This is a genomic window from Parafrankia colletiae (genome assembly GCF_001854655.1).
Taxonomy (GTDB): Bacteria; Actinomycetota; Actinomycetes; order Frankiales; family Frankiaceae; genus Parafrankia; species Parafrankia colletiae.
In genome coordinates this window covers 62,978-89,645 of record NZ_MBLM01000131.1, presented here as the reverse complement: position 1 = coordinate 89,645, position 26,668 = coordinate 62,978, and the positions used below count along the sequence as shown (strand labels likewise).

Genomic DNA, 26,668 nt, shown 5'->3' with positions numbered 1-26,668 from the left:
CGAGGTCGGAGTCGTCCGCGAAGCAGGCGAGGGGAGCCCGATGGGCAGGGTAGGAAGAGCGCTGGCGGTGCTGGTGACAGCCGGCCTCGTGGGGGGCCTGTCGGCGTGCGGCGGGGACGACGGGCCGACGCTCACGCTGTACAACGCGCAGCACCGGGATCTGATGGAGGTGCTCCTCGATGCGTTCACCGAGGAGACCGGCATCAAGGTCGAGATGCGCTCCGGTGGCGACGCCGAGCTGGCCAACCAGCTCGTCCAGGAGGGTGACAGCTCGCCCGCGGACGTCTTCGCCACCGAGAACTCCCCGGCCATGACCCTGGTCGAGCGGGCCGGCGGATTCAGCCCGCTCGACCGCGCCACTCTGGACCAGGTGCCCGACCAGTACGTCCCGAGCTCCGGCGCCTGGACCGGCTTCGCCGCGCGGTCGACGGTGTTCATCTACAACCGTGAGCAGGTCACCGAGGACGAGCTACCGGCGTCGATCACCGACCTGTCCGGGCCGCAGTGGCAGGGGCGGGTGGGCGTGGCGGCCGGCGGCGCCGACTTCCAGGCGATCGTCAGCGCCGTGCTCGCGGTGGAGGGCGAGGACGCCACCGCGGACTGGCTCGCCGGACTGAAGCGCAACGCGAAGATCTACGACAACAACATCGCCGCGCTGCGGGCCGTGAACGCCGGTGAGGTGCCCGCCGCCGTGATCTACCACTACTACTGGTACCAGGACCAGGCCGAGTCGGGCGAGATCAGTCGGAACGTCGACCTGCACTACTTCAAAAACCAGGACGCGGGTGCGTTCCTCAGCGTCTCCGGCGTCGGCGTGGTCGCGGCCAGCGACCACCAGCCCGAGGCGCAGCGGCTGGTCAGCTTCCTCACCAGCGAGGCCGGGCAGCGGGCACTGGTCGACAGCGGCGCGCTGGAGTACCCGGTGTCGGGCCAGGTCACCGCGAATCCGGCCCTGCCGCCGCTCGCGGACCTCGACGCCCCCGACATCGACATCTCCACCCTCAACGGCCCACGGGTCATCGAGCTGATGCGACAGGCCGATCTGCTCTGACCAGCCATCTCACGGCCGTTACCGACACCGGGACCCGGGGGCGGCGCTCCCGCCCCCGGGTGTACCCGCGCCCGCTGCTGCTGGCCTGCGTGCTCGTCGCACTGCTGGCGGCCGTCCCGCTGTTCTTCGTCGTGGGGTACACGATCAGCGTGGGCTGGTCGGAGGCGTGGCGGCTGCTCGTCCGGCCCAGGGTGGGAGAGCTTCTCGTCAACACCACCGAGCTCGTCGCCGGCGGTATGGCGAGCAGCGCCGTCCTCGGCACGGCCGCCGCGTGGCTCGTCGAACGGACGGACCTGCCGGGCCGACGGGTCTGGCACGTGCTGCTCGCCGCGCCGCTGGCGGTGCCGGCGTTCGTCGTCAGCTTCGGGTGGGTCTCGCTCACCTCGGCGGCCCAGGGGTACCCGGGTGCGCTGCTGATCGTCACACTCGCCTACTACCCGCTGGTGTACCTCCCCGTCGGGGCGGCCCTGCGAGGGCTGGACCCGGCCCTGGAGGAGTCGGCCCGCTCCCTCGGGCTCGGGCCGTGGCGGACCTTCGCCAGGGTCGTTCTGCCGCAGCTGCGCCCCGCGCTGCTCGGCGGGGCGCTGCTGGTGGGGCTGCACCTGCTCGCGGAGTTCGGCGCGCTGCAGATGCTGCGGTTCCCCACCTTCACCACGGCCATCTACGACCAGTACCGCTCGTCGTTCAACAGCGCGGCGGCGAACATGCTCGCCGGCGTCCTCGTGCTGTACTGCGGGGTGCTGGTGGTCGCGGAACTGGGCCTGCGCGGCCGGCACCGCTACGCCCGGCTCGGGCCGGGCAGCAGCCGCCCGGCGGTCCCCGCCCGGCTCGGCTGGTTCGCCGTGCCCGCGCTGGCCGGACTCGGCGCGGTCGTGCTGCTGGCACTGGGCATCCCGCTGGCGAGCATCGTCCGCTGGCTGGTGGTGGGGACGTCCACCGCCTTCCCCGCCGCGGACCTCGCCACCGCCACCGTCACCGCGGCGGGCCTCGGTCTCGCCGGCGCGCTGACCACGGTGGTGCTGGCGCTGCCCGTCGCCTGGCTCGCGGTGCGCCACCCCGGCCGAATCGGGACGCTGCTCGAACGCAGTACGTACACCGCCAACGCGCTGCCCGGCATCGTTGTCGCGCTCGCGCTCGTCACCGTCTCCCTGCGGGTGCTGCCGGCCGTCTACCAGACCACCGCACTGCTGATCGCGGCATACTCGATCATGTTCTTGCCGCGGGCCACGGTCGCGCTGCGGGCCGCGGTCGCCCAGGCGCCGCCGGTTCTCGACGACGTGGCCCGAGCCCTGGGCCTGCGCCCGGCACGGGTCTGGTGGCGGGTCACCCTGCCGCTGATCGCCCCGGGCGTCGGCGCCGGAGCGATCCTGGTCTTCCTGGCCGTGGTCACCGAGCTCACCGCGACCCTGCTGCTGTCCCCGACCGGCACCCGGACCCTGGCGACCGAGTTCTGGAGCAACACCAACGACATCGACTACGGCGCGGCCGCCCCGTACGCCGGGCTGATGGTGCTGCTGTCGGCCCCGGCGACGTTCCTGCTGACCCGGTCTGCCCGGAGAGGCCCGTGACCAGGAGAGACCCTTGACAGCGTTGACCGTCAGCCAGGTGACCAAGAGTTTCGGCGCGACGACCGCGCTCGCCGGTGTCGACCTGCAGGTGCCCGACGGCACCGTGACGGCCGTGCTCGGGCCGTCGGGCTGCGGCAAGACCACGCTGCTGCGACTCGTGGCGGGATTCGGCGACCCGGACGGCGGCACGATCGACTTCGGCGGAGAACGGGTGTTCGGCCCCGGTCGCAGCCTCCCCGCCCAGCGGCGGCGGGTCGGCTACGTCCCGCAGGAAGGCGCGCTGTTCCCGCATGCGGACGTGACGGCCAACATCGGGTTCGGCCTGCCGCGCGCCGACCGGCGCGCCGGTCGCCGGGCCGCGGAGCTGCTCGACCTGGTCGGCCTGGACGCGAGCCTGGCCCACCGGTTTCCCCACCAGCTCTCCGGCGGGCAGCAGCAGCGGGTCGCGCTGGCCCGGGCACTGGCTCCGCGCCCGTCCCTGGTGCTGCTCGACGAGCCGTTCTCCTCGCTGGACGCCGCCCTGCGCCTGAGCACCGCCCGGGCTGTCGTCGAGGCCCTGCGCATCAACCGGACGACCGCGCTGCTGGTGACGCACGACCAGAACGAGGCGCTGTCCCTGGCGGATCAGGCCGCGGTCATGTCCGCCGGCCGCATCGTCCAGGCGGGACCGCCGCAGGAGATCTACCGTGCCCCCGCGAGTCCGGTGGTCGCGGCCTTCGTCGGGGCGGCGGTGTTCGTGCCCGCGGTGGTCACCGGACGCACCGCCTCCTGCGACCTCGGCGAGCTCGCCGTGCGTACCGGGTCGGTCGAGGGCGCGGCGCGGCTCCTCGTCCGACCCGAGCAGATCAGGGTGGACGGCGCGGCGGACGGCGGCGGTGCCGCCGCCGAGGAGGACGCCCGTGACGGTGGCCAGGCCGGGGTCGCCGCCCTGGTCACCGCGGTGAGCTACTTCGGCCACGACGCCACCGTGCAGCTCCGGCTCGACGGTTCCGGCCGCACCGTGACGGCACGCGTTCCGGGGAACCGGCTTCCCGAACCGGGCGCCCGCGTGCGGGTGGCCGTCGACGGCCCGGTCACCGCGTTCACCGCCGCCTGACCCGGTGGGCCGGCGGGTTTGTCCGGTGGCCCGTACCGCAGGGCTAACGTCGGAGGCGTGAGCGTCGATCTGCGCAGTGACACCGTGACCCGTCCGACGTCCGGCATGCGCCAGGCGATGGCGCAGGCCGAGGTGGGCGACGACGTCTACCGTGAGGACCCGTCCGTGCGGGCGTTGGAGGAGCATGTCGCCGGGCTGCTGGGGCACCAGGCGGCGTTGTTCGTCCCGAGCGGGACGATGGGGAACTTCTGTGCGCTGCGGGCCAGCGCCCCGGCCGGCACCGAGATCGTCGCGGACGTCGACGCGCACATCGTGACCTACGAGCTGGGTGGGCTCGCCGCGCTCGGCGGCGTGCAGACCCGCACCCTGACCGGCCTCGCCGACGCCCTCGACCTGGCGGAGGTGGCGGCGCAGCTGCGCGCGTTCCCGGGCGGGCAGACGTACAACATGATCCGCACGAGTGTGCTGGCGGTGGAGAACACCCAGGTCCGGGCCGGTGGCCGGGTGTGGGCGCTGGACCGGCTGGAGCGGCTGCGCGTGATCACCGACCAGGCCGGGGTGGTGCTGCACTGCGACGGGGCACGGCTGTGGAACGCCGCGGTGGCGCTCGGGGTGCCACCGGGCCGGCTGGGGGAGATCTTCGGGACGCTGTCGGTGTGCCTGTCGAAGGGGCTGGGCGCGCCGGTCGGCTCGCTGGTCGTGGGGGACGCCGATCTGGTCGAGCGGGCCCGGGAGTGGCGCAAGCGGCTCGGCGGCGGGATGCGGCAGGCCGGGGTGCTCGCCGCGGCGGGCCTGTACGCGGTGCGCCATCACCTCGAGCGGCTGGCGGACGACCACCGGCGGGCCGGCGAGCTGGCGGAGCTGCTCGCGGACGTGGCCCCGGGACGGGTCCACCCGGAGCTGACCGAGACCAACATGGTGCTGGTGGACGTCCCCGACGCCCACGCGTTCGCCGGGCGGGCGGCGGCCGGCGGGGTGCTCGTCGGCACCGTCGGCCCGACGACCGCGCGGATCGTGACCCATCTCGACGTCGACGACGCCGCGGTCAGCCGGGCCGGGGGCGTCCTCGCACCGCTGCTGCGCGAGCTGCCGCCCCTGCCGAGGTAGGGCGGCCGGCCAGGTCAGGGGCCGTAGATCCGGGACGGGGTGACGAAGACGGCGGTGCGCCGTTGCTCGGCCATGACCCGGTCGTAGGCGTCCCAGTCGTCGTGGGTGCCACCGGCCGCGGTGAAGATCTCGCGGAGCAGCAGCCGTAGCCGGTCGGCGTCCACCGCGGGGTGCGGGTCGTCCGGTCCGACGAGGCTGGCGGTGCCCTCGACGGTGGCCCACTGCCACCCGGCGCGGACGGTCACGCTGATCTGGGGCCGCCGACGCAGGTGGGCGAGTTTCACCCGGCCGTAGGTCACGAACGCGACCAGCGGGCCCGGCGGGCCGGGTGGGACGGGCAGCAGCGGGGCGGGCAGGAAAGCGGTGTTGACCACCGACGCCTGGATGGTCCCGTCCGCCCGCAGGGTGGAGATGACGGCCAGGCCGCTGTCGGCCCGGGCCAGTTCGGCGGCCGCCTGGAACGCGGCATCGACGGTCGTCACAACGACCATGTTACCGAGCGTCACGGGTCGGGTGGGTGTCGCCGGTGCCGGCAGCGGCCGGACCATCGGCCCCTGCGGCCTGGGACGTCGTGGCCCGGGCTGCCGCGGTGTGGGAACCGGCGGTCTGGGAGGCGGCGGCTTCGGGGCGCAGATCCGCCAGGGTGAGCGGGTGCGCCGGCGGGTCGGGCAGGGTGATCCGGGTGGTGGTGATCTGACCGGGCAGGACACGGACCAGTTCACCCGGGCGCAGCGCCCGCCAGTCGGGATGTTCGTCCATCGGTTCGCTGGCGACGACGACGGAGGCTGCGGTGGCGAGGTCCTTCGAGTGCAGCCGGGTGGCGCCCGCGGCGTCGACATGATCCAGCGGACGTCCGCCGTGGTGGCCGCCGGGCTGGCGGCGCAGCAGGTAGAGCGTGTTGGTGTCCGGGTAGCGCAGTGCCCACAGTTCGGTCGGGGTGGTGACCACCAGGTTGATGCTGTAGACGGGCAGGTTCGCGGCGACCCAGCGGGCCGCGGCGGTGATGCCGCGGCCCAGGTCACCGCCGGCGCGGGCGGTCTCGGCGGTGATCAGGGCGAAGAAGCGTTCGGAGTCGGTGTCGCCGGCGACGAGGTCGCGGGCCGGGCCGAGGTGGGCGTCGAGGTGGTCCAGGTCCTCGATGACGCCGTTGTGGGCGAACAGGCGTCCGTCCTGGCTGAACGGGTGGGTGTTGCGGACCTCCAGGGCACCGGTGGAGGCATGGCGGACGTGGGCGACGAACGTCGTCGAGCGGCAGTGCCGGGCCTCGGCGGCGAACTGCCGGTCCTCCCAGGCCGCGATCGGGGCGCGGAAGACGTCCGGGTGGCCGGCGGTGTCGAAGACGCCCAGGCCGGTGCCGTCGGGGTTGCGGTGACTCTGCTGATCGAGGCTGTCGGGTGCGTCGAGCAGCCAGAAGGTCGCCCGCGCGCGGGTGGGGGCGCTGGTGAGCCCCAGGAGTCGACACATTCGTCCAGCCCCCCGTTCGGTGCCGGCCCCGCCCGGCCCGGGGACGGACGTCGGACGGCCGCGGTCGGCGTGCCCCTGGGTGTTCCCGCCGCCGGGCCAGGCCTACCCCCCGGCCGGGCGGGGGTGGTCAGGGACGGGGCGCGCGACGGGTGGCGAGCTGGTCGGTGAGCGGGCGCAGCGCCGGCGGCAGCACCGATTCGGGAATGACGGCCGTGCGGCCGTGGCCCGCGCCGTCGAGGAGCCGGACGGTGAACTGGAACGTGTCCCGGGTGGTGGCCGGGGCGGGTGGCTGGTCCCACGGCAGCGCGTCGAGCGCTGTCTCGGCGGCCTGTGCCAGGGCCGGGTCGAGATCCGCTGTGTTCAGGACGGCCCGCCGGGTCATCCCCGCGAACCCGCCGCTGCGTTCCAGTTCCACCCGCATGCCGTTCATCCTGCCCGCCGGCGGCGGCCGGTACCCGGCCCACGGCATGGTCTGGTCGGGGGTGGGGGAGATACCGCCACGCGCCGGTGGTGGGTCTGGGAGCTTTTGCTAGCATCCGGCACCTCGGGGGGTGGACAGGCACGGTGGTGGCAGTGGCGCGGCGGGCCGCGCCGCCGGATGGTGGAACGGCGACGGGGAGGCCGGGCAGTGCCGATCATCGATCGTGCGCGGGTGGCCGCGGCGCTGCCGGGCTACCGCCTCGGCCGGGAGCTGGGCAGCGGCAGTGTCGGCCTGGTGCTCGCCGCGCAGCAGCTACCGGCGCAGCAGTCTCCCGCCAGCTCCGTGGAGGCGGTCGGGCTGCCCGCGGGAACAGCGCCGGGCGACGGCAGCGGCCGTGCCGGCCGCAGCCTCGACGTGGCTGTCAAGATCCTGGATCTGGGCGCCGGCGCGGGGCAGTCGGTCGACCCGGCGGCGGAGGCGGGGGTGCTGACCGGCCTGGCGCATCCCCACCTGTGCCGGGTGCTCGATGTCGTCCCGGTGGACGGGCTGTGCGTCCTGGTGACGGACCTGTTGCCCGGCGGCACGCTGGCCCGCCAGAGCCTGACCCCACCGGCCGCGGTGGCCGTGGCGGTGGCCGTCGCCGACGCGCTGATGCACGCCCACGCCGCCGGGGTGCTGCACCTGGATGTGAAACCCGCCAACGTCCTGTTCACGGCGGACGGGCGCCCGGTGCTCACCGACGTGGGGGTCGCCGGGCTGCTGGCGGGCACCGGGCTGGCCGCCGGGCAGGTCGTCGGCACCGCCCAGTACCTGGCACCCGAGCAGGTCACGGGCGGCCGGCTGCTGCCCGCCACCGATGTCTACGGCCTGGCCGCAGCCCTGTACGAGCTGCTGGCCGGAGCGCCGCTGTTCGGCGCCGGGCTGACCGCGCCGGAGTTGTTCCTCCATCACTGCGAGGTGGTGCCGCCGCCTCCGCCGGGAGTGCCGCCGAGGGTCGCGGCGGTGCTGGCCCGGGCGTTGGCGAAGGAGCCGGGGGAACGGCACCGCGGCCCGGGTCCGTTCGCGATGGAGCTGGCCGACGCCGCCCAGGTGGACTACGGCCGCGACTGGCTCGCCCAGGCTGGTGTCCCGCTGCAGATCAGCGCCGGCCTGCAGGAGCAGACAGCCGCCGCGGCGCCGGCGAGTGCCGCCCCCCGGGTGGCGGTGGCCCCAGCGATGGCGGGGGCGGGCGAGAGCCAGAGCCAGGATGATGATCCGGCGGATCGCACCACCCGGCTGGGGGATCCACCGCTGCCGCCGGTCACCTCCCTGTTAGCCGACCCGGTCCCGCCCGCCATCCCCACACCGGGCCACACCGGGCCGGGCACGCCACCGCCATCCCCCGATCCGGGCCACCCGCCGTTGCTCTCCGACCTGAGCGGGCGGCCTGAACCACCCGGACGGGAGCAGTCGTCCGCGCGGACGCGGCGGGCGGCGATCCTGGCCGCGGCGGGGGTGGCGTTCGCCGGGGCCGTGGCCGCGCTGACGATTCCGCTGGCGGGCGGCGGCGACGCGGCTGCCCCGCCGCGGCCGCCCGCGGGGAACAGCGGTCCCGGGCCGGCCGCACCCGCCGGCCCGCCGCCGCCGCTGCCCGCGCCGCCGCCCTTCCCGGTGGTCGCGGTGGCCGGCACCGGCACCGCCGGGTTCGCCGGCGACGGTGGACCGGCCGGCTCGGCGGCCCTCGACGGGCCCTACGGCATGGTCGCCGACTGGGCCGGCAACATCTACGTCGCCGACTTCGGCAACAACCGGATCCGGCGGATCTCGGCGGACGGCACCATCGTCACGGTCGCCGGGACCGGCGTGGAGGGTTTCGCCGGCGACGGCGGGCCGGCGACCCAGGCCCAGCTGAGCCATCCCTCGGCGTTGGCGCTCGACTCGGCCGGCAACATTCTCATCGCCGACACCTTCAACCAGCGGATCCGCCGGGTGGACCCGGCCGGGATCATCACCACCGTCGCCGGCAACGGCGAGCACGCGTTCAGCGGTGACGGGGGCCGGGCCACCGACGCCGCGCTGTGGTATCCGGGCGGGGTCGTCGCCGGCCGCGACGGCACCGTGTTCATCGCCGACACCGCGAACAACCGGATCCGCCGTGTCACCCCTGACGGGACCATCACCACCCTGGCCGGAACCGACGGCGAGGGTTCGGCGGGCGACGGCGGACCGGCGTCCGAGGCGCTGCTGGCGTTCCCGATCAGCGTGGCGCTGGACCACTTCGGCCGGCTCTACATCGCCGACTCGGACAACAACCGGATCCGCCGGATCGGGCTGGACGGGGTGATCGAGACGGTGGCCGGCACCGGCCGGCCGGGCTACTCCGGCGACGGCGGGCCCGCCACCGAGGCCACCCTGCGCTCCCCGCGGGGGATCGCGATCGACGCCCACGACATCCTGTACATCACCGACCGCACCAACCGGCGGATCCGCCGGGTCGACGCCGACGGCGTGATCACCACGGTCGCGGGCACCGCCCGCCCGGGCAAGCGCGACGACGTCGACCCGACGGCGATCAGCCCCGACGGTCCCGTCGCGCTCGACCCGACCGGAGACCTCTTCGTCACCGACCGCCGCCGCAACCTGGTGCTGCACGTGCACCTGACCGGGCCCGGCTGACCCGGCGTCGGCCCCGCCCCGCCCCGCCGGCCAGGTGGTGYGGCGGGGCGGCGGCACCGGACAGCGGGAACAGGCGGGCGCGGTGGGAGCGCCCCGAGGACCATGACGAGACGATCGAGGACGGGAGACTGCGGTGCCGGTTGTCGACCGCGGGCGCGTGGCCGCGGCCCTGCCGGGCTACGGGATCGGCGGCGAGCTGGGGTCGGGGGCCTTCGGGCTGGTCCTCGCGGGCTACCACCAGGAGCTTGACCGCCCCGTCGCCGTCAAGGTCCTCACCAGCCCGGACCCGGGCGCGGCGGTGGACTTCCGCACCGAGGCCCGGCTGCTCAGCCGGCTCGACCACCCGCACATCGTGCGGACCTACGACTGTGTCGTGCGCGGCGACCTGTGCCTGCTGGTGATGGAGATGCTCTCCGGCGGCACCCTGGCGCACCGGGCGCTGCGCCCGGAGGCGGCCTGCGCGGTCGGCCTCGCGGTGGCCGACGCCCTCACACACGCCCACGCGCACGGGGTGCTGCACCGCGACATCAAGCCGGCCAACATCCTGTTCACCCGGGACGGGCAGCCCAAGCTCACCGACTTCGGGATCTCCAAGGTCTTCGAGGGGTCGGCGTCCACCGCCAGCCGGGTGGTGGGCACCCCGCGCTACATGGCGCCGGAGCAGATCACCGGCCAGCGGCTCGGCCCCGCGACCGACCTGTACGCGCTCGGGGTCGTGCTCTACGAGCTGTTCACCGGGACGCGGCTGGCGCCGCCCGAGCTGCCCCTGCCGGTGCTGCTGCGCCACCACACCGAGGTCGTCCCGCCGCCCCCGCCGGGCGTGCCGGCCCCGCTGGGGGCGCTGCTGCTGCGCTGCCTGGCCAAGCGGCCCGAGGACCGGCCGGCCGGCGCCCGGATGTTCGCCTTCGAGCTGGCCAGGGCCGCCACCAGTGTGTTCGGCCGGCACTGGCTCGACCGGGCCGGCCTCCCCGTCCACCTCGGGGCGGACGTCCGCCAGCTCACCACCCGGCGCCTGCCCCGCCTGCCCCGCCCCCAGGACCGGTCCGCGCCCACCGCGGCTGCCGGCACCCCCACCGGCATCCCCGCCGGCCCGCCCGGCACAGTCGACACGGGTGGTCCGGGTGGGGGAGGGATGCCGGGCGGGCGGGTGCCCGTGGCGGTGACGGCGGCGGCCGTCGCGCTGGCGCTGCTCGCCGGCGGTGGCACCGGCTGGGCGGTGTGGGGCCGGCCCGATCCGGCCCCGCCGCCGCGGCCAGCGCCGCCCCCCGCGTGGCAGCCGGCGCTGGCGGCGGGCACGATCACGACCGTGTTCGGTGCCGGGTCCGAGGGTTTCTCCGGCGACGGCGGGCCGGCCGCGCAGGCCGAGCTCGACTCGGCCAGCGACCTGACCGTCGATGCCGCCCGCGGCGCGGTCTACGTTGCCGACACCGACAACCACCGGATCCGCCGCATCGACCGCGCGGGCACGATCACCACCGTGGCCGGCAACGGGACCGCCGGCTGGCTGGGGGACGGCGGRCCGGCCACCAGCGCCTCGCTGGACAGCCCGTCCAGCGTCGCGGTGGCCCCCGACGGCACGCTGTTCATCGCCGACAAGGCCAACCACCGCATCCGCCGGGTCGGCGTCGACGGGATCATCACCACCATCGCGGGCCGGGACGACTTCGGTTTCGCCGGGGAGGTCAGCGAGGACGGCCTCACCTACTCCGGGGACGGCGTCGCGGCGGTGGACGCGATGCTCAACTACCCGAACACGGTGCTGCTGGAGCCGGGCGGGAGCCTGCTCGTCGCCGACGGGGAGAACAACCGGATCCGCCGGATCGGCCTGGACGGGATCATCACCACCGTCGCCGGCACAGGTGCGCCCGGGGACACCGGCGACGACACCGGTGACGGCCGCCCGGCCGCCGCCGCCCGATTCAGCTACCCGTGTGCGCTGGCCGACGGCCCCGACGGCAGCCTGTACGTCGTGGACCAGGACAACTACCGGCTGCGCCGCATCGACCCGGCCGGTGTGATCAGCACCGTCGCCGGCACCGGGCAGGAGGGCTTCAGCGGCGACGGGGGCCCGGCGGCCCGCGCCGCCATCAACACCGTCGGCGCCGATGTCGCGGTCGATGCCGCCGGCGTCGTCTACCTCTCCGACCCGGGCAACCACCGGGTGCGGCGCATCACCCCCGACGGGACCATCACCACCCTCGCCGGAACGGGGGTGTCGAAGTACTCGGGCAACGGCGGGCCGGCCGCCGACGCCGAACTGGTCTACCCCGGCGGCCTGACCCTGGACCAGGCCGGCAACCTCTACATCACCGACGCGGTGGACGGCCGGGTCCGCGCCGTGCGGGTCAGGTAGGGCGGCACGCCGTGCCCGCCGTCGACCGCGCCCGCATCGCCCGGGCGCTGCCCCGCTACACCCTCGGCGAGCAGCTCGGCGCCGGCTCGTTCGGTCTCGTCCTCGCCGGGCGGCACCTCGACCTCGACCGCACYGTCGCGGTCAAGGTGCTCGTCGCCCCGTCGGCGGCCGAGCGCGGGTTCCGCGCCGAGGCGCGGATCCTCAGCCGCCTCGACCATCCACACATCGTGCGGATCTACGACTGTGTCGTGCAGGACGACCTGTGCCTGCTGGTGATGGAGATGCTCGGCGGGGGCACCCTGTCGCAGCATCGGCTGTCCGCCGCGGCGGCCCTCGCGGTCGGCGCCGCCGTCGCCGACGCGCTCGCGCACGCCCACGCCCACGGGGTGCTGCACCGCGACATCAAACCCGACAACATCCTGTTCACCGAGACCGGGCAGCCCAAGCTCGCCGACTTCGGCATCGGGAAGATCCTCGACGACGCGGCGGGCACGGTCAGCCGGGTCGTCGGCTCCCCCCGCTACATGGCACCCGAGCAGATCGCCGGCGGGACCGTCGGCCCCGCGACGGACCTGTACGCGCTCGGCGCCGTCCTCTACGAGCTGGTCGCCGGACGTCCGATGTTCGACGCCGCGCTGTCCGTGCCGGAGCTGCTGCGCCACCAGCGCGAGGTGGACCCGCCGGTACCCGCCGCCGTCCCGCCGGCGGTGCGCGACCTCGTGCTGCGGGCACTGGCGAAGAACCCCGCGGACCGTCCGGCGGACGCCCGCACGTTCGCCCAGGCACTGGGCGCCGCCGCGGCCAGCCTGTTCGGGCCAGGCTGGCCGGCGGACAGCAGCCTGGTCATCCACCTCCCCGAATCCGCCGCCACCCCCGCGACCGCCGAGACCGGCGCCGCGCCACGCTTCACCCCGGCACCCGCTCCCACCACCCACCCGGACCATGCCGCCGCCGCCGCGGCGCCGTCCGTCCCGGGCCCGGGCACGTCCACCGAGCTGCCCCCCGACCGTGCCGTGCCGCCGCTGCCCGCGCACCCGGGCCGGCCGCCGGGGGCTGCCGCGGCGTCCCGCAACCTGTTCGAGGGCACCCCGTACGCCGCCGGCCGCAGCCAGGCCCGGCGCCGTGCGGCCGTCGCCGCGACGGCCGCGCTCCTGGTCGTCGTCACTGTCGTGGTGGTCCTACTCGCCCGTGGCGGCGACCATCGCACCGCGGCGCCAGGCTCCCCCGCGGACGGCGCGCCCCCGGGCACACCGGCACCGGGCGCGGGTGGTCCGCCCGCGCCGCCGGTCCTGGACGCCATCCAGGCCTGGGCGCTCGCCCCGTCCGGTGGCTTCTACGTGGTCAACCGGTCGGGAAACCGGCTGCTGCGGCTGGCTCTGGACGGAACGGTGTCCGCCGTGGCCGGCACCGGTGTCGCGGGCTCGACCGGGGACGGCGGGCCGGCGACGACCGCGCGGCTGCGCGGAGTGACCGACGTCGCGGTCGCCGGGGACGGCACCGTGTACCTCGCCGACGGCGGTAACCAGCGGATTCGGCGGATCGGCCCCGACGGGGTGATCACCACGGTGGCCGGGGGTGGCTCCGGTGTGCTGCGCGACGGCGCCCGCGGCACCGAGGTGTCCCTCGGGGTGGTGCCCGGGCCGATCGCCGCGGATCCCGGCGGCGACCTGTACCTGACGGGGGCAGGCGGGGTGTACCGGCTCGACCGCGCCGGCGTGACCCGGATGGTCGGCCGCACCCTGCGGCCCGGCGAGGTCGACGACCCGGCACCCGAGGAGGCGTCCGTCCCGCCGGTGGCGGCCAGCATCGGCGACGTCGAGGTGCGCGACGGGCGGGTCTTCGTCACCGACTACACCGCTGACCGGGTGCAGGTCCTTGAACCGGACGGCACGCCACGCACGCTGGCCGGCGCCGCCCCGGCCGTTCCTCCTGGCGGTGGCCCGGCGGATGGCGGTGACGCGCTGAGCCTGCCGAGCGGGCCGTCCGCACTGGCGGTGGACCGGGCGGGGAACCTCTACGTCGCCGAGTCCGGCGGGAACCGGGTGCGCCGCATCGACCTGGGCGGGGTGGTCACGACGGTTGCCGGCACCGGTGAGCTCGGGTCGAGCGGCGACGGCGGCCCCGCCACCACCGCCCGGATGTGGTCGCCCGCACGGGTCCTCGTCGACGCCTCGGGCGTCCTCTACATCGGCGAGACCGGCACCACGATCCGCCGGGTCGGCCCGGACGGCGTGATCACCCGCCTCCACGACTGATCCACGAAGGACCGACCCTCGGCGCCTGGTCCCCGGTCCCGGGTATCCGGGAAGGGAACACGGCCCCTGCGCTCGCAGACCCCGCACGCCGAGCAGGACCCCGGACACGGCCGAGGCCGGGGTGACGGACGATGTCACCCCGGCCTCGCCGGATCCGGAGGGGCGGTCTCCCAGTGGCGCCGCGGCGCCTAGTACCAGTCGCCGACGATCGCGTAGCCGCTGGTCCTGCCGCCCGCCACGGCCCGGGCGTCGGCGACGCCGGGAACCGGAACGGGATACGCGCTGTCGACGGCGAGCCCGATGCCCAGCTGGCCCAGGCTGCCCTCGCCCCAGGCGAAGGCGGTGCCGTCCCAGCGCACCGCGTACGCCGTGCTGTCGCCGGCGGCGATGGAGACGGCGCCGATGAGGCCGGTGGCCCCGGTGACGGGCACAGCCAGCGGGCCGATGGTGCCGGCGACGCCGTTGCCGAGCTGGCCGGCGTCGTTCAGGCCCCACGCCCAGACGGAGCCGTCGCTGCGCAGCGCGTAGGCAGTGCCGATGCCGGCGGCGATGCTGCGGACCTCGGTCAGGCCGCTCACGGGGGTGGGGAACAGGCCGTTGGTACCGGTGGTGCCGTTGCCGAGCTGGCCGACGCTGTTCAGGCCCCAGGCCCAGACGGTGCCGTCGCTGCGCAGGGCGTAGGTGCTGCCGCCGCGGGCCGCCACGGCACGGATGCTGGACAGGCCGGTGATCTGCACGGGAAGCAGACTGGTGGCCCCGGCGCCCGCGCCGAGCTGGCCGTAGGTGTTGTCACCCCAGGCCCAGACGGTGCCGTCGCGGCGCAGGGCGTAGGCGCTGCCGCGGTCGGCGGCGATCGCGCGGATACCGGTCAGGCCGATCACCTGGACGGGGACGGTGCTGTTGGTCTGGGTGCCGTTGCCGAGCTGGCCGGCGTCGTTCAGGCCCCAGGCCCAGACGGTGCCGTCGCGGCGCAGGGCGTAGGCGCTGCCGCGGTCGGCGGCGATCGCGCGGATACCGGTCAGGCCGATCACCTGGACGGGGACGGTGCTGTTGGTCTGGGTGCCGTTGCCGAGCTGGCCGGCGTCGTTCAGGCCCCAGGCCCAGACGGTGCCGTCGCTGTGCAGGGCATAGGCGCTTTCGTTCCCGCCCGCGATGGCCCGGGCGTCATCGAGGCCGGTGAGCTCGGTGACGGGGACAGGGATGAGGCTGGCGGTGGTGCTGCCGTTGCCCAGCTGCCCGGCGGTGTTGGCTCCCCAGGCCCGGGCTGTGTAGCTGGGCGCGAAGGYGTACTCGGCGCCGGGCGATCCCGTGCCTGCGTCCGGGGCGGCGCTTGCGGCCGCTGGCAGACTTACTACTCCGGCTGCGGCCATCACCACCGCCAGTGTCCCGATCCGCCGTGGTCGACGAGACATCTCCGCTCCTCCGAGCCGTTGGGCGTCACCTTGACACCCGATGGTCACGGAGCGTAGCGACATGACCTCTCGATGAATTTGGCTTGTTTATATGTTCGCTATGCCCGCGTGTTGTAGCGCGGCCATAGCGGTGATCATCATGACGAGGGTGGTCCGCGACGTCCGCCTCGCCGGTGGCTTTCCGTCAGGTCCCGGCGCGGCCGGACCGCCCCCGTGGGTCGTGCGGGACGGCCCGGCCGGTGGATTGTTCACACCGTGAGGGCGGCCTGACTGGCGGCGCCGACGGCGGCTGCTGCGCTGCGCGGCGTGGGAGCCGGCGGGTACGGCGGTTGGTGGTCGGGGTCGATCTGGGTGGTGAGATCGGTTCCGATGGTGTCGTTGGCCCAGGCGCGGGCGTTGCGGCGGTGGATCTCGTGCATCTGCGTGAGGAAACGATGCGGGTCGCGGACGGTGGCGTCCACCGCGGCCTGCACCTCGGTCAGGGCGGCCCGGTTGGCGGGTTCGAGGTCGTCGAGGTGGAACGGGCGGCCCTGTTCGAGTGCCCGGACGGGGGCGGACTGGTGGAAGCAGACGCGTAGATCGTCGCCGACCTGGTCGCGGAGGAACGTGATGTCGGCCGCGTCGGTGATCTTGTTGCCGAGAACGGACATCGTGACGTCGAAGCCGGTGGCGTACTCGCGGTACTGGCGGTGCACGGCGACGCCCTTCCTGGTCGGTTCGCTGACGAGGAAGGTGTGGTCGAAGCGGGTGAACAGTCCGGAGGCGAACGCGTCGGCGCCGGCGGTCATGTCGACGACGACGTACTCGTCGGCGCCGTCGGTGAGGTGGTTGAGCAGCAACTCGACGGCGCCGAGCTTGGAGTGGAAGCAGGCCACACCGAGGTCGGACTCGGTGAACGCGCCGGTGGCGAGCAGCCGGATCCCGTTGACGTCGACGCCGAACCGCTCCCAGAGCGGGTTCGATTCCGTGACCGACAGCAGGCGTGATCCCGGCCCGGGTGGCGTGGTCTTGACCATCAGGGCGGCGGACGGGATGCGCGGGTTGCTGCCCCGCAGGTAGTCCTTGATCTCGTCGAGGTGCTCGCCCATCGGCGGCGCGACGGTGCCGGCGGTGTCCGCGGCGCCGAGCGCGGCGCCGAGGTGCTGGTTGATGTCGGCGTCGATGGCCAGGACGGGGCGGCCGAGCGAGGCGAGATGGCGGCACAGCAGCGCGGAGAGCGTGGTCTTCCCGCTGCCGCCCTTGCCGACGAAGGCGATCTTCATGGTGGGCTCCGAGGTCGTGGCGGCGTTGCCGCGATCAGAGCAGCATCGTAACCGTTATCGTTTCCATTACTCGCGCAGGGTGGTGGCCGGTCGGCGCAGGGTGGATCATCGTGTTCCGGGCGGTGTGCCTGGAACAGGGCGGGCGCCGCCGGAGGTGCATCCCTCCTCGCTCGCTCAGCCGGAACCCGAGGAGCACAGGAATGATCGTCGATCAGCTGGCGTCGCCGCGCTTTCCGCGTAGCTCGCGATACCACCCGGACTGGGTCGTCGCGGGGGTGAGCGGCGGGGCGAACCCCCTCTGGCTGACGGAGTGGCTCACCGAGGAGATGGAGCTGCGGCCGGGGATGAGGGTCCTCGATCTCGGATGCGGCCGCGGCGCGTCGTCCGTCTTCCTGCATCAGGAGTTCGACGTCCAGGTATGGGCAGTCGACCTCTGGTTCGGCGTCGACGAGCGCCTGGAGCGCATCCGGGACGCCGGCGCGCAGGATGCCGTCTTCCCCCTGCACGCCGACGCCCGGGCGCTGCCGTTCGCCGCCGGCTTCTTCGACGCGGTGGTGAGCATCGACTCGTTCGTGTACTACGGCACCGACGACCTCTACCTGAACTACCTCGCGCGGTTCGTGCGGCCCGGCGGGCCGATCGGCATCGCCGGCGCCGGCCTGGTCGGGGAGTTCGACGGCTCGGTTCCCGACCACCTCACGACCTGGTGGGAACCGAGCATGGCCTGCCTGCACTCGGCCGACTGGTGGCGGCGGCACTGGGAACGCAGCGCGGTCGTCCAGGTGGACCTGGCCGACACCATGCCCGACGGCTGGCGGCACTGGCTGGGCTGGCAGCACGCGGTCGCGCCCGACAACAGCGTGGAGATCGACGCGCTCACCGCCGATCAGGGGCGCCACCTCGGCTATGTGCGTGCGATTGCCCGCCGCCACACCGACCGGATACCCGACGAGCCGATCACCTCCATACCGGTCGACTACAGCAGGCGACCTCTGTACCGCGCCGCGGAGCCATCCGGCTGATCGAGGGGGAGCCGGCGAAGGCCACCCGCGAGGTGCCGCAGGGCTCGGCGGCGGATCTGCCTCGGGAACGGTCCTACGATCGGCCGCATGACACAGCCACCGTCACTCGTGCCCGCCGCCAGTGCCGTGTTGCTGCGCGACCGGCCGTCGGGCCCGGAGGTACTGATGCTGCGGCGCAGCCTCACCGCATCCTTCGCGCCGGGTGCCTGGGTCTTCCCCGGCGGGCGAGTCGATGCTGGTGACGGCGACGTCGATGGCGGGATCGTCGGGGCGGCGTCCGCCGAGCTGGCGGCGGCCCGACGTGCCGCCGTGCGGGAGACGGCAGAGGAGGCCGGTCTGGTGATCGACGGCGCAGCGCTGATCCCCCTGGCGCGCTGGTGCCCGCCCGCCACCGCGGCGCGTCGCTTCCTCACCTGGATTCTGCTCGGCCGCGCTCCCGACCAGCCTGTCGCGGTGGACGGCGGGGAGATCACCGAGCACTGCTGGGTGCGACCGGCGGAGGCCCTGGCCGCGCGCGACCGCGGCGACCTCGACCTGCTGCCCCCGACCTGGGTGACGCTGTGGACGCTCACCCCGCACGCCAGCGTCGAGGACGTCCTCACCAGCGCCGCGGCCGCACCGCCCGAACTGTTCGAAACCCGGTTCGTCCGGGTGGCCGAGGGACTGGTGGCGATGTGGCACGGCGACGGGGAGTACGACGACGCCGCGGACACCACCCGGCACGGCGCGCGCCATCGGCTGTGGATGCTGAACACCGGTTGGCGATATGAGCGCCACGCGTAGATGAGCTTTCCCGCCAGGCGATACGTTCGGGCGCAGAAAGTGGACGGACGGGAGTGGGGCTTCGACTGTCAGCTACCGGGCGAGGGGCTCTGCGAGCGGCCGGCAGCAGTTCATCACCGGCCAGGCGGATCGAGGTAGGCGTGACCGAAAGCCTCGCCTGGATGTCGTCCGTTGCCGCTCGGGTGGTCAGACGAGGCCGAGCTCGTCGGCGCGCAGGGCCACGGCCCGGCGGGTGGGCAGGCCCAGTTTGGTGAGGATGGCGGAGACGCGGTGGTCGGCGGTCTTCACCGAGATGTACAGGCGGGTGGCGATCTCGGCGTTGGTCAGCCCGCGGGCGACGGTGAACGGCAGGGATTCGTCGAGGACGTGCTCGGCGTCGCGGTAACGCCGCTGTTCCACGTCGAGGCTGGAGTAGCCGGCCGACGCGAGCTCGTCCCAGCGGTGGGCGCGAGCCCGCTCGCGGACGACGGACGACGGACGACGGACGGCGAGCGGCGGCTCCGCGCCGCGGCCGCCGGCCTCCTGCCCGGTGGCCCTGTCCTCACCGGGCAGCAACGGTCCCAGTCCTGCCGCCGCGGCGATGTCGCGGAACGGGCCGAGTGGCCGGGGCGTCAGGAGCGGGTCGCAGCCGCCGAGGAGGAAACGCGGGCCGGGTGCGGCCGCTCGGGCCGCCGCGAGGAGGGCCGACTTGCCCGCTCCCGACTCCCCGGCGACCGCGACTCCCGACCCCTGCCCGGCCGTCGCCCCATCAATCGCCGCGCGGACGACGGCGACCTCGCGGTCCCGCTCGAGGAGATCCACGTGCTCAGGGTAGAGGCGGGCGGGGCGCCGAAGGAAAAGGTTCGAGCGCCCCGCCGGAGCGTCGGCCCCGTGATCGGGGCCGCGGTCACCGCTGCGGGGCGGTCGCGGCGGTCTGCGGGCCGAACTCGGTCGCGACGGCCGAGACGTTGTTGGCCGGGAAGCCACCGCGGCGGGCGTGCTCGAGGATGGTCTCGGCGTCCTCCGCCTCGTGCACGCAGTAGATCTTGTCGCCGGTGACGTAGCTGTTGACCCAGGTGTAGGGCACGCCCAGCGACGCGACGGCCTCGTTGGAGGTCTGCGCGATCTCGGCCAGCTGCTCCTGGCTGAGGTTCCCGGCGCAGGGGATCTCACGCTCGATGACAAAGCGAGGCATGGCCTGCTCCTTCAGGTCCGACGGCCCGCTGCCGTCCGGTGTCTCCACTCTCGGCGTGGCGGGGCGTCCCGACATCGGAGCGACTCCCCATGTTCGCGGTCCGGGTACCCAGCCGTGGGGGAAGAGAGAGCCCACACCAGACGGAGCGCGTGCTTCGGCAAGGAATGTCGAACGGAGGCGCGGGTTACGACCCCGTAGGAGCACCGTGGTGGGTATCGCGGCCAGGCTGGGGGTGTGCGGCGGTTTTCTCGTATTATCCGGCGCTATGTCCAGCAATGTGGAAATCATGTTCACTGTCCCCTCGCTGCCGAGTGGCGAGCGGGCCCAGGAGGTCGTCGAGGCAATCCGGATTGTGCTGCAGAAACACGGAATCGACCAGAGCGTCGTCATCACCGTCAAGGGGAGCTACGACGTTGTCGGAAATACGACACCATATCCGATCGTTGTAAGTCGCCTGTCCGGTGAATGGGTGGCCGAGGTGGAGGYCGATATTGTCGAGGCGGCCCGGGGAGCCGCGCCGTCCGCCGTGCCGTCCGTGTCCCACCGTTATCCGGACTCCGACGATGCCGTGGGTGCGCTGCCGGCCGAGAACGGGACGTTCACCTGGGTGGCCGCGGTCGCGTTCGATCCGACGGGCACGCTCCTCGCCGGCGCGCACCAGGACGGGACAGTGCGGATCTGGGACACCGTGACGGGGCGAATCCGTCATCGGCTCGGCGCTCACGACGGCCGCGTCGCGTCCCTCGCGTTCAGTCCGGACGGCCGGCGTCTCGTGACCGGTGGCGACGACCACAAAGTCCGGATCTGGGACGTCGAGACCGGGTCGCGGACCGAAGCCCACACCTCGGACGAGCACCGCCGCACGGTGACACACGTCGCTTACCATCCCGACGGTCGCCGGGTGGCGAGCGCCAGCCATGACGGGACGGTACGGATCTGGGACACCGTCGGCGACGGTGAGCCCGTCTGGCTTTCCGGCCACCGGGCATTCGTCGACATGGCGTCCTTCCACCCGGACGGCCGGCTGGTGGCCAGCGCAGGCCACGACAAGAAGGTGCGGATCTGGAACGTGGAGACGGGCCGGTGTCTACGGGTCGTGCGCAACAACCCGAACCAGGCGACCGCCGTGGCCTTCAGCCCGACCGGGGAATTCCTGGCCGCCGGCTCCGACCACGGCGTCGACGCCACGGGCCGGGTCGACTCGGGCAGGGGACGGATCGTCGTCTGGGACGGAGCGGGAAAGAACCAGCTGGTCGAGCTGACCCCCCTGGACAGTCATGTCCGCGATCTGGCGTTCTCGCCCGACGGGCGAGAACTGGCCGCGGTGGCGTACACGACGTCGAGGGGGGAGCGGCAGGACCGCAAGTCGGTGCAGGTCTGGGCGGTGCCCTCCGGCGAGCTGCTGCGTACGGTCGACGACCCGGGCGGGATCGTGTCCATGGCTCGGTCCGCGGACGGCCGCCACCTGGCCACCGGCGACACCAGGGGGTTCGTGACGGTTCGCGACCTGGCCACCGGCGAGATCGTCCGGACGCTGCCGTCACGGGTCGGCTGAGCCGGCCGCCCGCTGGGCGGCACCGGCCCGGCTTCCGTCGTCCGGTTCACCGTCCGATCCGCATAGTCTGACTGTGTCGCCTCCAGGAGGAGTAGTCGGATGGCAGACCAGCCCGCGCGCCGTGTGGGGCGCCCGCCGTCCACGGTCGACGGGCGGACGGTGCCCGAGCGGCTGCTGGGCGTCGCGCTCAGACTGTTCGCCGAGAAGGGCTTCGAGGGGACCTCGGTCCAGGACGTGGTGGCAGCGGCCGGGGTGACCAAGGGGGCGCTCTACCACTACTTCGGCTCCAAGGACGACCTGCTCTACGAGATCTACGGGCGGGTGCTGCGCATGCAGACGGACCGGCTCGAGAAGGCCGCCGCCCACGAGGGGCCGATCGGGGACCGTGTGCACGCGGCGGCCGCCGACGTGGTGGTCACGACGATCGAGAACCTCGAAAGCGCCACGATCTTCTTCCGGTCGCTGCACCAGCTGAACGAGGYGAAGCAGAAGGAGGTGCGCCGCGAACGCCGGCGTTACCACCAGATCTTCCGTGCCATGATCGAGGAGGGGCAGGCCTCCGGCGCCTTTCGTGACGACGTCGACGCGGACCTGATCGTCGACTACTTCTTCGGCTCCGTGCACCACCTGCCGATGTGGTGGAAGCCCCGGGGCAGGCTCTCCGAGCGCGAGATCGGCCGGTCGTTCGCCGACCTCCTGCTGGCCAGCCTGACCCCGCGTTGACACGGCGCCGACGCCGGGCTGACCTTGCGCCAGCCCGGCGTCGGCGCCGTGTCTGCGCAGTGCCGGCCCGGCTCCACGCCCTCGGCGGGGTATCCGTTGACATGCCAGGGCACCCCCGGCATCCTCAATACCGACCAGACGGTATGTGGCCTCCGATCGTGACGGCCCCGTCGAGGTCCCGTGGCGGAGTGGATCAGGTAGATCCCAGCAGCGCCTGGTTCGTAGGGAAGGAATCGCGATGCCGGAAGCCGTGATCGTCGCCACCGCCCGCTCGCCGATCGGCCGCGCGGTGAAGGGCTCCCTGAAGGACATGCGTCCGGACGACCTCGCCGTCCAGATGGTGCGGGCGGCGCTGGACAGGGTGCCTGAACTCGACACGGCCGACATCGACGACCTGGTGCTCGGCTGCGGCCAGCCGGGAGGGGAGTCGGGCCACAACCTGGGCCGTGCCGTCGCCGTCCTGGCCGGTCTGGACCACGTGCCCGGCACCACCGTGAACCGCTACTGCTCCTCGAGCCTGCAGAGCACCCGGATGGCGTTGCACGCGATCAGGGCGGGGGAGGGCGAGGTGTTCGTCTCCGCCGGGGTCGAGACCGTGAGCCGGTACTTCAAGGGCAACGCCGACAACCTGCCCGACACCCGCAACCCGGCGTTCGCCGAGGCACAGGCCCGCACCGAGACGTTCGCCGCCGGCGGCCAGAGCTGGGCCGACCCCCGTGACGAGGGCCGGCTGCCCGACCTCTACATCGCGATGGGCCAGACCGCCGAGAACGTCGCCGAGCTCAAAGGGGTGACCCGGGCCGATCAGGACATGTTCGGCGTGCGCAGTCAGAACCTCGCGGAGAAGGCGATCGCGGACGGTTTCTGGGCCCGTGACATCACCCCGGTGACCCTCCCCGACGGCACCCGGGTCACCGCCGACGACGGGCCGCGGGCCGGCGTCACTCTGGAGGCGGTCGCGGCCCTGAAGCCGGTGTTCCGTCCCGACGGCACGGTCACGGCCGGCAACTGCTGCCCGCTCAACGACGGCGCCGCCGCGGTGGTGATCATGTCGGACGTCAGGGCGAGGGCACTGGGCATCACGCCGCTGGCCCGGATCGTCTCCACCGGCGTCACGGGCCTCTCACCCGAGATCATGGGGCTCGGCCCGGTCCGGGCCTCCCAGCAGGCGCTGGCCCGGGCCGGTCTCACCATCGACGACATCGACCTGGTCGAGATCAACGAGGCCTTCGCCGCCCAGGTGATCGCGTCGGCCCGTGAGCTCGGTATCGACGAGGACAGGCTGAACGTCAACGGCGGCGCGATCGCGGTCGGCCACCCGTTCGGCATGACCGGCGCCCGGATCACCAGCACGCTGATCAACTCGCTGCGGGACCGCGACAAGCAGTTCGGGCTGGAGACGATGTGTGTCGGCGGGGGCCAGGGCATGGCGATGGTCCTCGAGCGGCTGAGCTGAGTGGAGCCGAGTTGAGCGGAGGAACCGTGACCTGCCCGATGAACAGCGATCTGCGTGAGAACGTGGGGCCGGCCCGATGAACGACGACCTGCCTGAGGAACTCCACCGACGCGTGGAACGGTTCCTCGCCGCCCACGACCCGGCGACGACGGAGCGCCTGACCTGGCTCCGCGCGCGGTTCGACGCCGGGCTGGCCTGGGTGTCGTTCCCCGCGGGCCTCGGCGGGCTCGGCCTGCCGCAGGCCCTGCAGGCCGAGGTGGACGGCCTCTTCGACGACGCCGGGGCGCCGGACAACAGAAAGAAGGCCAACGGCATCGGCCTGGGTATGGCCGCGCCGACCATCCTCAGGTTCGGGACCGACGCGCAGAAACAACGTTTCCTGCGGCCGCTGTGGACCGGTGAGGAGATCTGGTGCCAGCTCTTCAGCGAGCCCGGTGCCGGCTCCGATCTGGCCGCTGTCGCCACCCGCGCGGTCCGCGACGGTGACACCTGGGTGGTCAGCGGGCAGAAGGTGTGGACCTCGGGTGCCCACCATGCCCGGTTCGCGATCCTGCTCGCCCGCACGAACCCCGACGTGCCGAAACACGGCGGGCTGACCTACTTCCTGTGCGACATGACCGACCCCGGCGTGGACGTCCGGCCGCTGCGCCAGATCACCGGCGAGGCGGAGTTCAACGAGGTCTTCCTCACCGACGTGTCGATTCCCGACAGCCACCGGCTCGGCGCCGAAGGGGCGGGGTGGAAGGTCGCCAACGCCACGTTGAACAACGAGCGGGTGGCGATCGGCGGCCGCGCCGCGCTCCGGGAGAGCGGCATGATCGGCGAGGTGGTCGACACCTGGCGGACGAACCCGCAGCGCCGGACGCCCGAGCTGCACGCCCGGCTGCTCGGGCTGTGGGTCGAGGCCGAGGTCGCCCGGCTCACCGGCCAGCGGCTGCGGCAGAAGCTCGCGCTCGGGCAGCCCGGCCCGGAGGGCGCGACGATGAAACTCACCTTCGCCCGGCTCAACCAGCAGCTCAGCGGGCTGGAACTGGAGCTGCTCGGTGAGGACGGCCTGCGCTACTCCGACTGGAGCATGACCCGGCCCGACAAGGTCGACATGACCGGCCGGGACGCCGGCTACCGCTACCTGCGCGCCAGGGGCAACTCCATCGAGGGCGGCACGTCGGAGATCCTGCGCAACATCATCGCCGAGCGGCTCCTCGGCCTGCCCGCCGAGCCGCGGGTCGACAAGGACATCCCCTGGAAGGAGCTGCCCCGGTGAGCGACCTCGACCTCCTCTACAGCGACGTCGAGGACGACCTGCGCTCCTCCGTGCGCAACGTGCTCGCCGACCACTGCGACCCGGCCGCGGTGACCGCGGTCTACGACGGCGACCGGTCCGGGCTGGACGGGCTGTGGAAGGCACTGGCCGTCGACCTCGGTCTCGCCGGCCTGCTCGTGCCCGAGGACCGCGGCGGTGCGGGGGCGTCGGCGCGTGAGGCCGCCGTCGTGCTGGAGGAGCTCGGCCGGGCCGCGGCGCCGGTGCCGTTCCTCACCAGCTCCGTCGTCGCGACCGTCCTGCTCCTGGCGGCGCAGACCGACCTGCTGCCCCGGCTGGCCGCGGGGACGTCGACCGCGTCGCTCCTGGTGCCGCTCTCGACCGTTCCCGACGGGCCACTGCCGTCGATCCGGGTCGGGGCGGGAGGCCGGCTCACCGGCACCATCACCAGCGTGGCGGGGGCCCTGGAGGCCGACGTGCTGCTGGTGCCGGTCCGGACGGCCGCCGGCATCGCCGTGTACGCCGTCGACACCGCCGTCGCCGGGGTGGTTCCGGTCGTCTCGCTGGACATGACCCGCCAGCTCGCGGACGTCACCCTCGCCGACGCGGCCGGCGAGCTCGTGCTCGGCGACGCCGAGCACGCGATACGCCGCGCCCTGGAGGCCGGGGCCGCGCTCCTCGCCTCCGAACAGCTCGGTGTGGCCCGCTGGTGTCTCGACACGACGGTGGCCTTCCTCAAGGAACGCCGGCAGTTCGGCCGGGCACTGGGCGGGTTCCAGGCCCTCAAGCACCGTCTCGCCGACCTGTACACCGGTGTCGAGTCCATGAACGCCGCTGCCCGCCACGCCGCCGCCGCCCTGGCGGCCGGCGACCTGGATCTCCCGGTGGCGACCGCGGTGGCGCAGGCCTACTGCAGCGACCTCGCGGTCACCGCCGCCGAGGAGGCGGTGCAGCTCCACGGCGGCATCGGGATGACCTGGGAGTATCCGGTACACCTGTATCTCAAGCGGGCCAAGGCCGACCAGATCGCGTTCGGCACGCCGGACACCCACCGGGCCCGGCTCGGGGCCCTGATCGGGCTGGACAGCTGACAGGCAGCTGGGAATCGAGACCGGGACCTTCCGCACCGGGACCTTCCGCCGCCGGGCGTCGGCGGAGACCGGCAGCTAACGGGCGGGTCGCTGGGCCCGCGCCGAGAAGACCGGGACGAACATGGTGGGGCGTTCGACGGCGGCGTCCAGCTCGGTGAACCCCTTCTCCCACCGGGCGACGTCGTCGGCGTCGACGAGGCCGGCGGCCGTCATCGTGGGAATGGCGGCCCAGGCCGGGGGACGCAGACCGGGCGGCGGCTCGATGATGTTGTACCAGCCCCGCTGGTGCACGCTCGTCAGGCCGGCGGCGCGCAGAAGACCGGCGAGACGCAGGCCGACGGACAGGTCGTTGCCCTTCGCCGCGTGGAAGCTCCGGTAGCGGTCGTCGAGCTCGACCAGCGCCGCCACCGCCGGCGGGTCGCCGACCAGGCGTATCGCGGACGCCTCGATGTCGAGCAGGTACACCCAGCCGCCGGGCTTCACGAGGGTGGCGAGGTGGTCGACGATCGCCTGCTCCCGGCCGCCGTTGTGGGCGAGCACGTGGCGCATCATGACGGTGTCATAGCTGCCGGCGGGGAGGCCGCTGGCCTCGGCGGACCCCTCCGAGAGCGTCACGTTGCCGGCCTCGGCGCCAGCGACGACCTGGCGGCCCAGGGTGAGCGCGGCCGGGTCACGGTCCACTGCGTGCACCGTGCCGGCCGGGGCGACCGCGGCCGCGAGGGTCACCGTGATCGCGGCCGGACCGCAGCCGACGTCGGCGACCCGCGCGCCGGGGATGATCCCGGCGGCGGCCCATTCGGCCGCCTCGTCCTCGCGCGCCTGCGCGGCCATGATCTGGTAGCGCGCGAGTTCCTGGGGGCTCAGGGTCAGCGCATAGTCGTTGCCGGCATTCTGGGTGCGATCAGTCACGCGGCGAAACTACGCCGAGACATCGCCGTGCGTGTCGCGTAGTCGGCTGG

Annotated in this window: 22 protein-coding genes; 14 read left to right on the top strand and 8 right to left on the bottom strand. The window is 73.7% G+C overall.

Features of this window, described 5'->3' with window-relative positions; all coding sequences use genetic code 11:
• The first annotated feature begins 40 nt into the window (after window positions 1–40).
• Genes CC117_RS21825 through CC117_RS21810 form a run of 4 tightly spaced genes read left to right on the top strand, consistent with a single transcriptional unit; the run spans window position 41 to window position 4,822 of the window.
• The gene (locus CC117_RS21825; RefSeq protein ID WP_071087065.1) at window positions 41–1,051 is read left to right on the top strand and encodes an iron ABC transporter substrate-binding protein; all 1,011 of its coding nucleotides are present in this window, start codon (window positions 41–43) and stop codon (window positions 1,049–1,051) included.
• Between the two features lie 59 nt (window positions 1,052–1,110).
• Window positions 1,111–2,619, top strand: a complete 1,509-nt coding sequence (locus CC117_RS21820) for an ABC transporter permease (RefSeq protein WP_116287857.1) — start codon at window positions 1,111–1,113, stop codon at window positions 2,617–2,619.
• A 13-nt stretch (window positions 2,620–2,632) separates the two neighbouring features.
• Entirely contained in the window at window positions 2,633–3,715 is a 1,083-nt protein-coding gene (locus CC117_RS21815) for an ABC transporter ATP-binding protein (RefSeq protein WP_071087061.1), read from the top strand.
• 57 nt (window positions 3,716–3,772) lie between these two features.
• On the top strand, window positions 3,773–4,822 hold the full coding sequence (locus CC117_RS21810) for a threonine aldolase family protein (RefSeq protein ID WP_198541939.1): 1,050 nt from the start codon (window positions 3,773–3,775) through the stop codon (window positions 4,820–4,822).
• A 14-nt stretch (window positions 4,823–4,836) separates the two neighbouring features.
• On the opposite strand, the gene CC117_RS21805 is transcribed toward CC117_RS21810, so the two are convergent.
• The 3 genes from CC117_RS21805 to CC117_RS21795 form a co-directional block, all read right to left on the bottom strand.
• On the bottom strand, window positions 4,837–5,313 hold the full coding sequence (locus CC117_RS21805) for a TIGR03618 family F420-dependent PPOX class oxidoreductase (protein ID WP_116287862.1): 477 nt from the start codon (window positions 5,311–5,313) through the stop codon (window positions 4,837–4,839).
• Window position 5,314: 1 nt separating this feature from the next.
• A complete protein-coding gene (locus CC117_RS21800) occupies window positions 5,315–6,286 on the bottom strand; it encodes a class II glutamine amidotransferase (protein WP_071087057.1) in 972 nt (323 codons plus the stop codon).
• Window positions 6,287–6,413: 127 nt separating this feature from the next.
• Window positions 6,414–6,707, bottom strand: a complete 294-nt coding sequence (locus CC117_RS21795) for a protealysin inhibitor emfourin (protein ID WP_071087054.1) — start codon at window positions 6,705–6,707, stop codon at window positions 6,414–6,416.
• 207 nt (window positions 6,708–6,914) lie between these two features.
• On the opposite strand from CC117_RS21795, the gene CC117_RS21790 reads away from it, so the two are divergent.
• From CC117_RS21790 to CC117_RS21780, 3 genes are all read left to right on the top strand, one after another.
• Window positions 6,915–9,362: an NHL domain-containing protein gene (locus CC117_RS21790; RefSeq protein WP_071087052.1), complete on the top strand. Its 2,448-nt coding sequence runs from the start codon at window positions 6,915–6,917 to the stop codon at window positions 9,360–9,362.
• Between the two features lie 133 nt (window positions 9,363–9,495).
• Window positions 9,496–11,715, top strand: a complete 2,220-nt coding sequence (locus CC117_RS21785) for a protein kinase domain-containing protein (protein ID WP_071087050.1) — start codon at window positions 9,496–9,498, stop codon at window positions 11,713–11,715.
• Between the two features lie 11 nt (window positions 11,716–11,726).
• Window positions 11,727–13,970 (top strand): serine/threonine-protein kinase, encoded by a 2,244-nt coding sequence (locus CC117_RS21780; RefSeq protein WP_071087049.1) that lies wholly within the window; start codon window positions 11,727–11,729, stop codon window positions 13,968–13,970.
• Between the two features lie 188 nt (window positions 13,971–14,158).
• Here CC117_RS21780 and CC117_RS21775 read toward each other — a convergent pair whose 3' ends face one another.
• Window positions 14,159–15,382 (bottom strand): RCC1 domain-containing protein, encoded by a 1,224-nt coding sequence (locus CC117_RS21775; RefSeq protein WP_071087047.1) that lies wholly within the window; start codon window positions 15,380–15,382, stop codon window positions 14,159–14,161.
• A 248-nt stretch (window positions 15,383–15,630) separates the two neighbouring features.
• Window positions 15,631–16,644 (bottom strand): ATP-binding protein, encoded by a 1,014-nt coding sequence (locus tag CC117_RS21770; protein WP_071087045.1) that lies wholly within the window; start codon window positions 16,642–16,644, stop codon window positions 15,631–15,633.
• A gap of 200 nt (window positions 16,645–16,844) precedes the next feature.
• On the opposite strand from CC117_RS21770, the gene CC117_RS21765 reads away from it, so the two are divergent.
• Entirely contained in the window at window positions 16,845–17,666 is an 822-nt protein-coding gene (locus CC117_RS21765) for an SAM-dependent methyltransferase (protein WP_071087043.1), read from the top strand.
• An 87-nt stretch (window positions 17,667–17,753) separates the two neighbouring features.
• On the top strand, window positions 17,754–18,449 hold the full coding sequence (locus CC117_RS21760) for an NUDIX hydrolase (RefSeq protein ID WP_071087041.1): 696 nt from the start codon (window positions 17,754–17,756) through the stop codon (window positions 18,447–18,449).
• A 186-nt stretch (window positions 18,450–18,635) separates the two neighbouring features.
• Here CC117_RS21760 and CC117_RS39245 read toward each other — a convergent pair whose 3' ends face one another.
• A complete protein-coding gene (locus tag CC117_RS39245; protein ID WP_071087039.1) occupies window positions 18,636–19,250 on the bottom strand; it encodes an AAA family ATPase in 615 nt (204 codons plus the stop codon).
• A gap of 85 nt (window positions 19,251–19,335) precedes the next feature.
• The gene (locus CC117_RS21750; RefSeq protein WP_071087102.1) at window positions 19,336–19,623 is read right to left on the bottom strand and encodes a DUF4242 domain-containing protein; all 288 of its coding nucleotides are present in this window, start codon (window positions 19,621–19,623) and stop codon (window positions 19,336–19,338) included.
• 208 nt (window positions 19,624–19,831) lie between these two features.
• Here CC117_RS21750 and CC117_RS21745 point away from each other — a divergent pair, with 208 nt between their 5' ends.
• From CC117_RS21745 to CC117_RS21725, 5 genes are all read left to right on the top strand, one after another.
• Window positions 19,832–21,178, top strand: coding sequence for a WD40 repeat domain-containing protein (locus CC117_RS21745; protein WP_198541938.1), 1,347 nt, complete (start codon window positions 19,832–19,834; stop codon window positions 21,176–21,178).
• A 99-nt stretch (window positions 21,179–21,277) separates the two neighbouring features.
• Window positions 21,278–21,901: a TetR/AcrR family transcriptional regulator gene (locus CC117_RS21740; protein WP_198541937.1), complete on the top strand. Its 624-nt coding sequence runs from the start codon at window positions 21,278–21,280 to the stop codon at window positions 21,899–21,901.
• A 238-nt stretch (window positions 21,902–22,139) separates the two neighbouring features.
• Window positions 22,140–23,357 carry an acetyl-CoA C-acetyltransferase gene (locus CC117_RS21735; protein ID WP_071087034.1) on the top strand — a complete coding sequence of 406 codons (1,218 nt, stop codon included), beginning with the start codon at window positions 22,140–22,142 and terminating at the stop codon, window positions 23,355–23,357.
• A gap of 76 nt (window positions 23,358–23,433) precedes the next feature.
• Window positions 23,434–24,621: an acyl-CoA dehydrogenase family protein gene (locus CC117_RS21730; protein ID WP_071087032.1), complete on the top strand. Its 1,188-nt coding sequence runs from the start codon at window positions 23,434–23,436 to the stop codon at window positions 24,619–24,621.
• The gene (locus tag CC117_RS21725; RefSeq protein WP_071087030.1) at window positions 24,618–25,709 is read left to right on the top strand and encodes an acyl-CoA dehydrogenase family protein; all 1,092 of its coding nucleotides are present in this window, start codon (window positions 24,618–24,620) and stop codon (window positions 25,707–25,709) included. Before CC117_RS21730 ends, CC117_RS21725 begins: the two co-directional genes overlap by 4 nt.
• Window positions 25,710–25,784: 75 nt before the next feature.
• On the opposite strand, the gene CC117_RS21720 is transcribed toward CC117_RS21725, so the two are convergent.
• Complete coding sequence (locus tag CC117_RS21720; RefSeq protein ID WP_071087028.1) at window positions 25,785–26,618, bottom strand: methyltransferase domain-containing protein; 834 nt, start codon at window positions 26,616–26,618, stop codon at window positions 25,785–25,787.
• Between the last annotated feature and the right edge of the window lie 50 nt (window positions 26,619–26,668).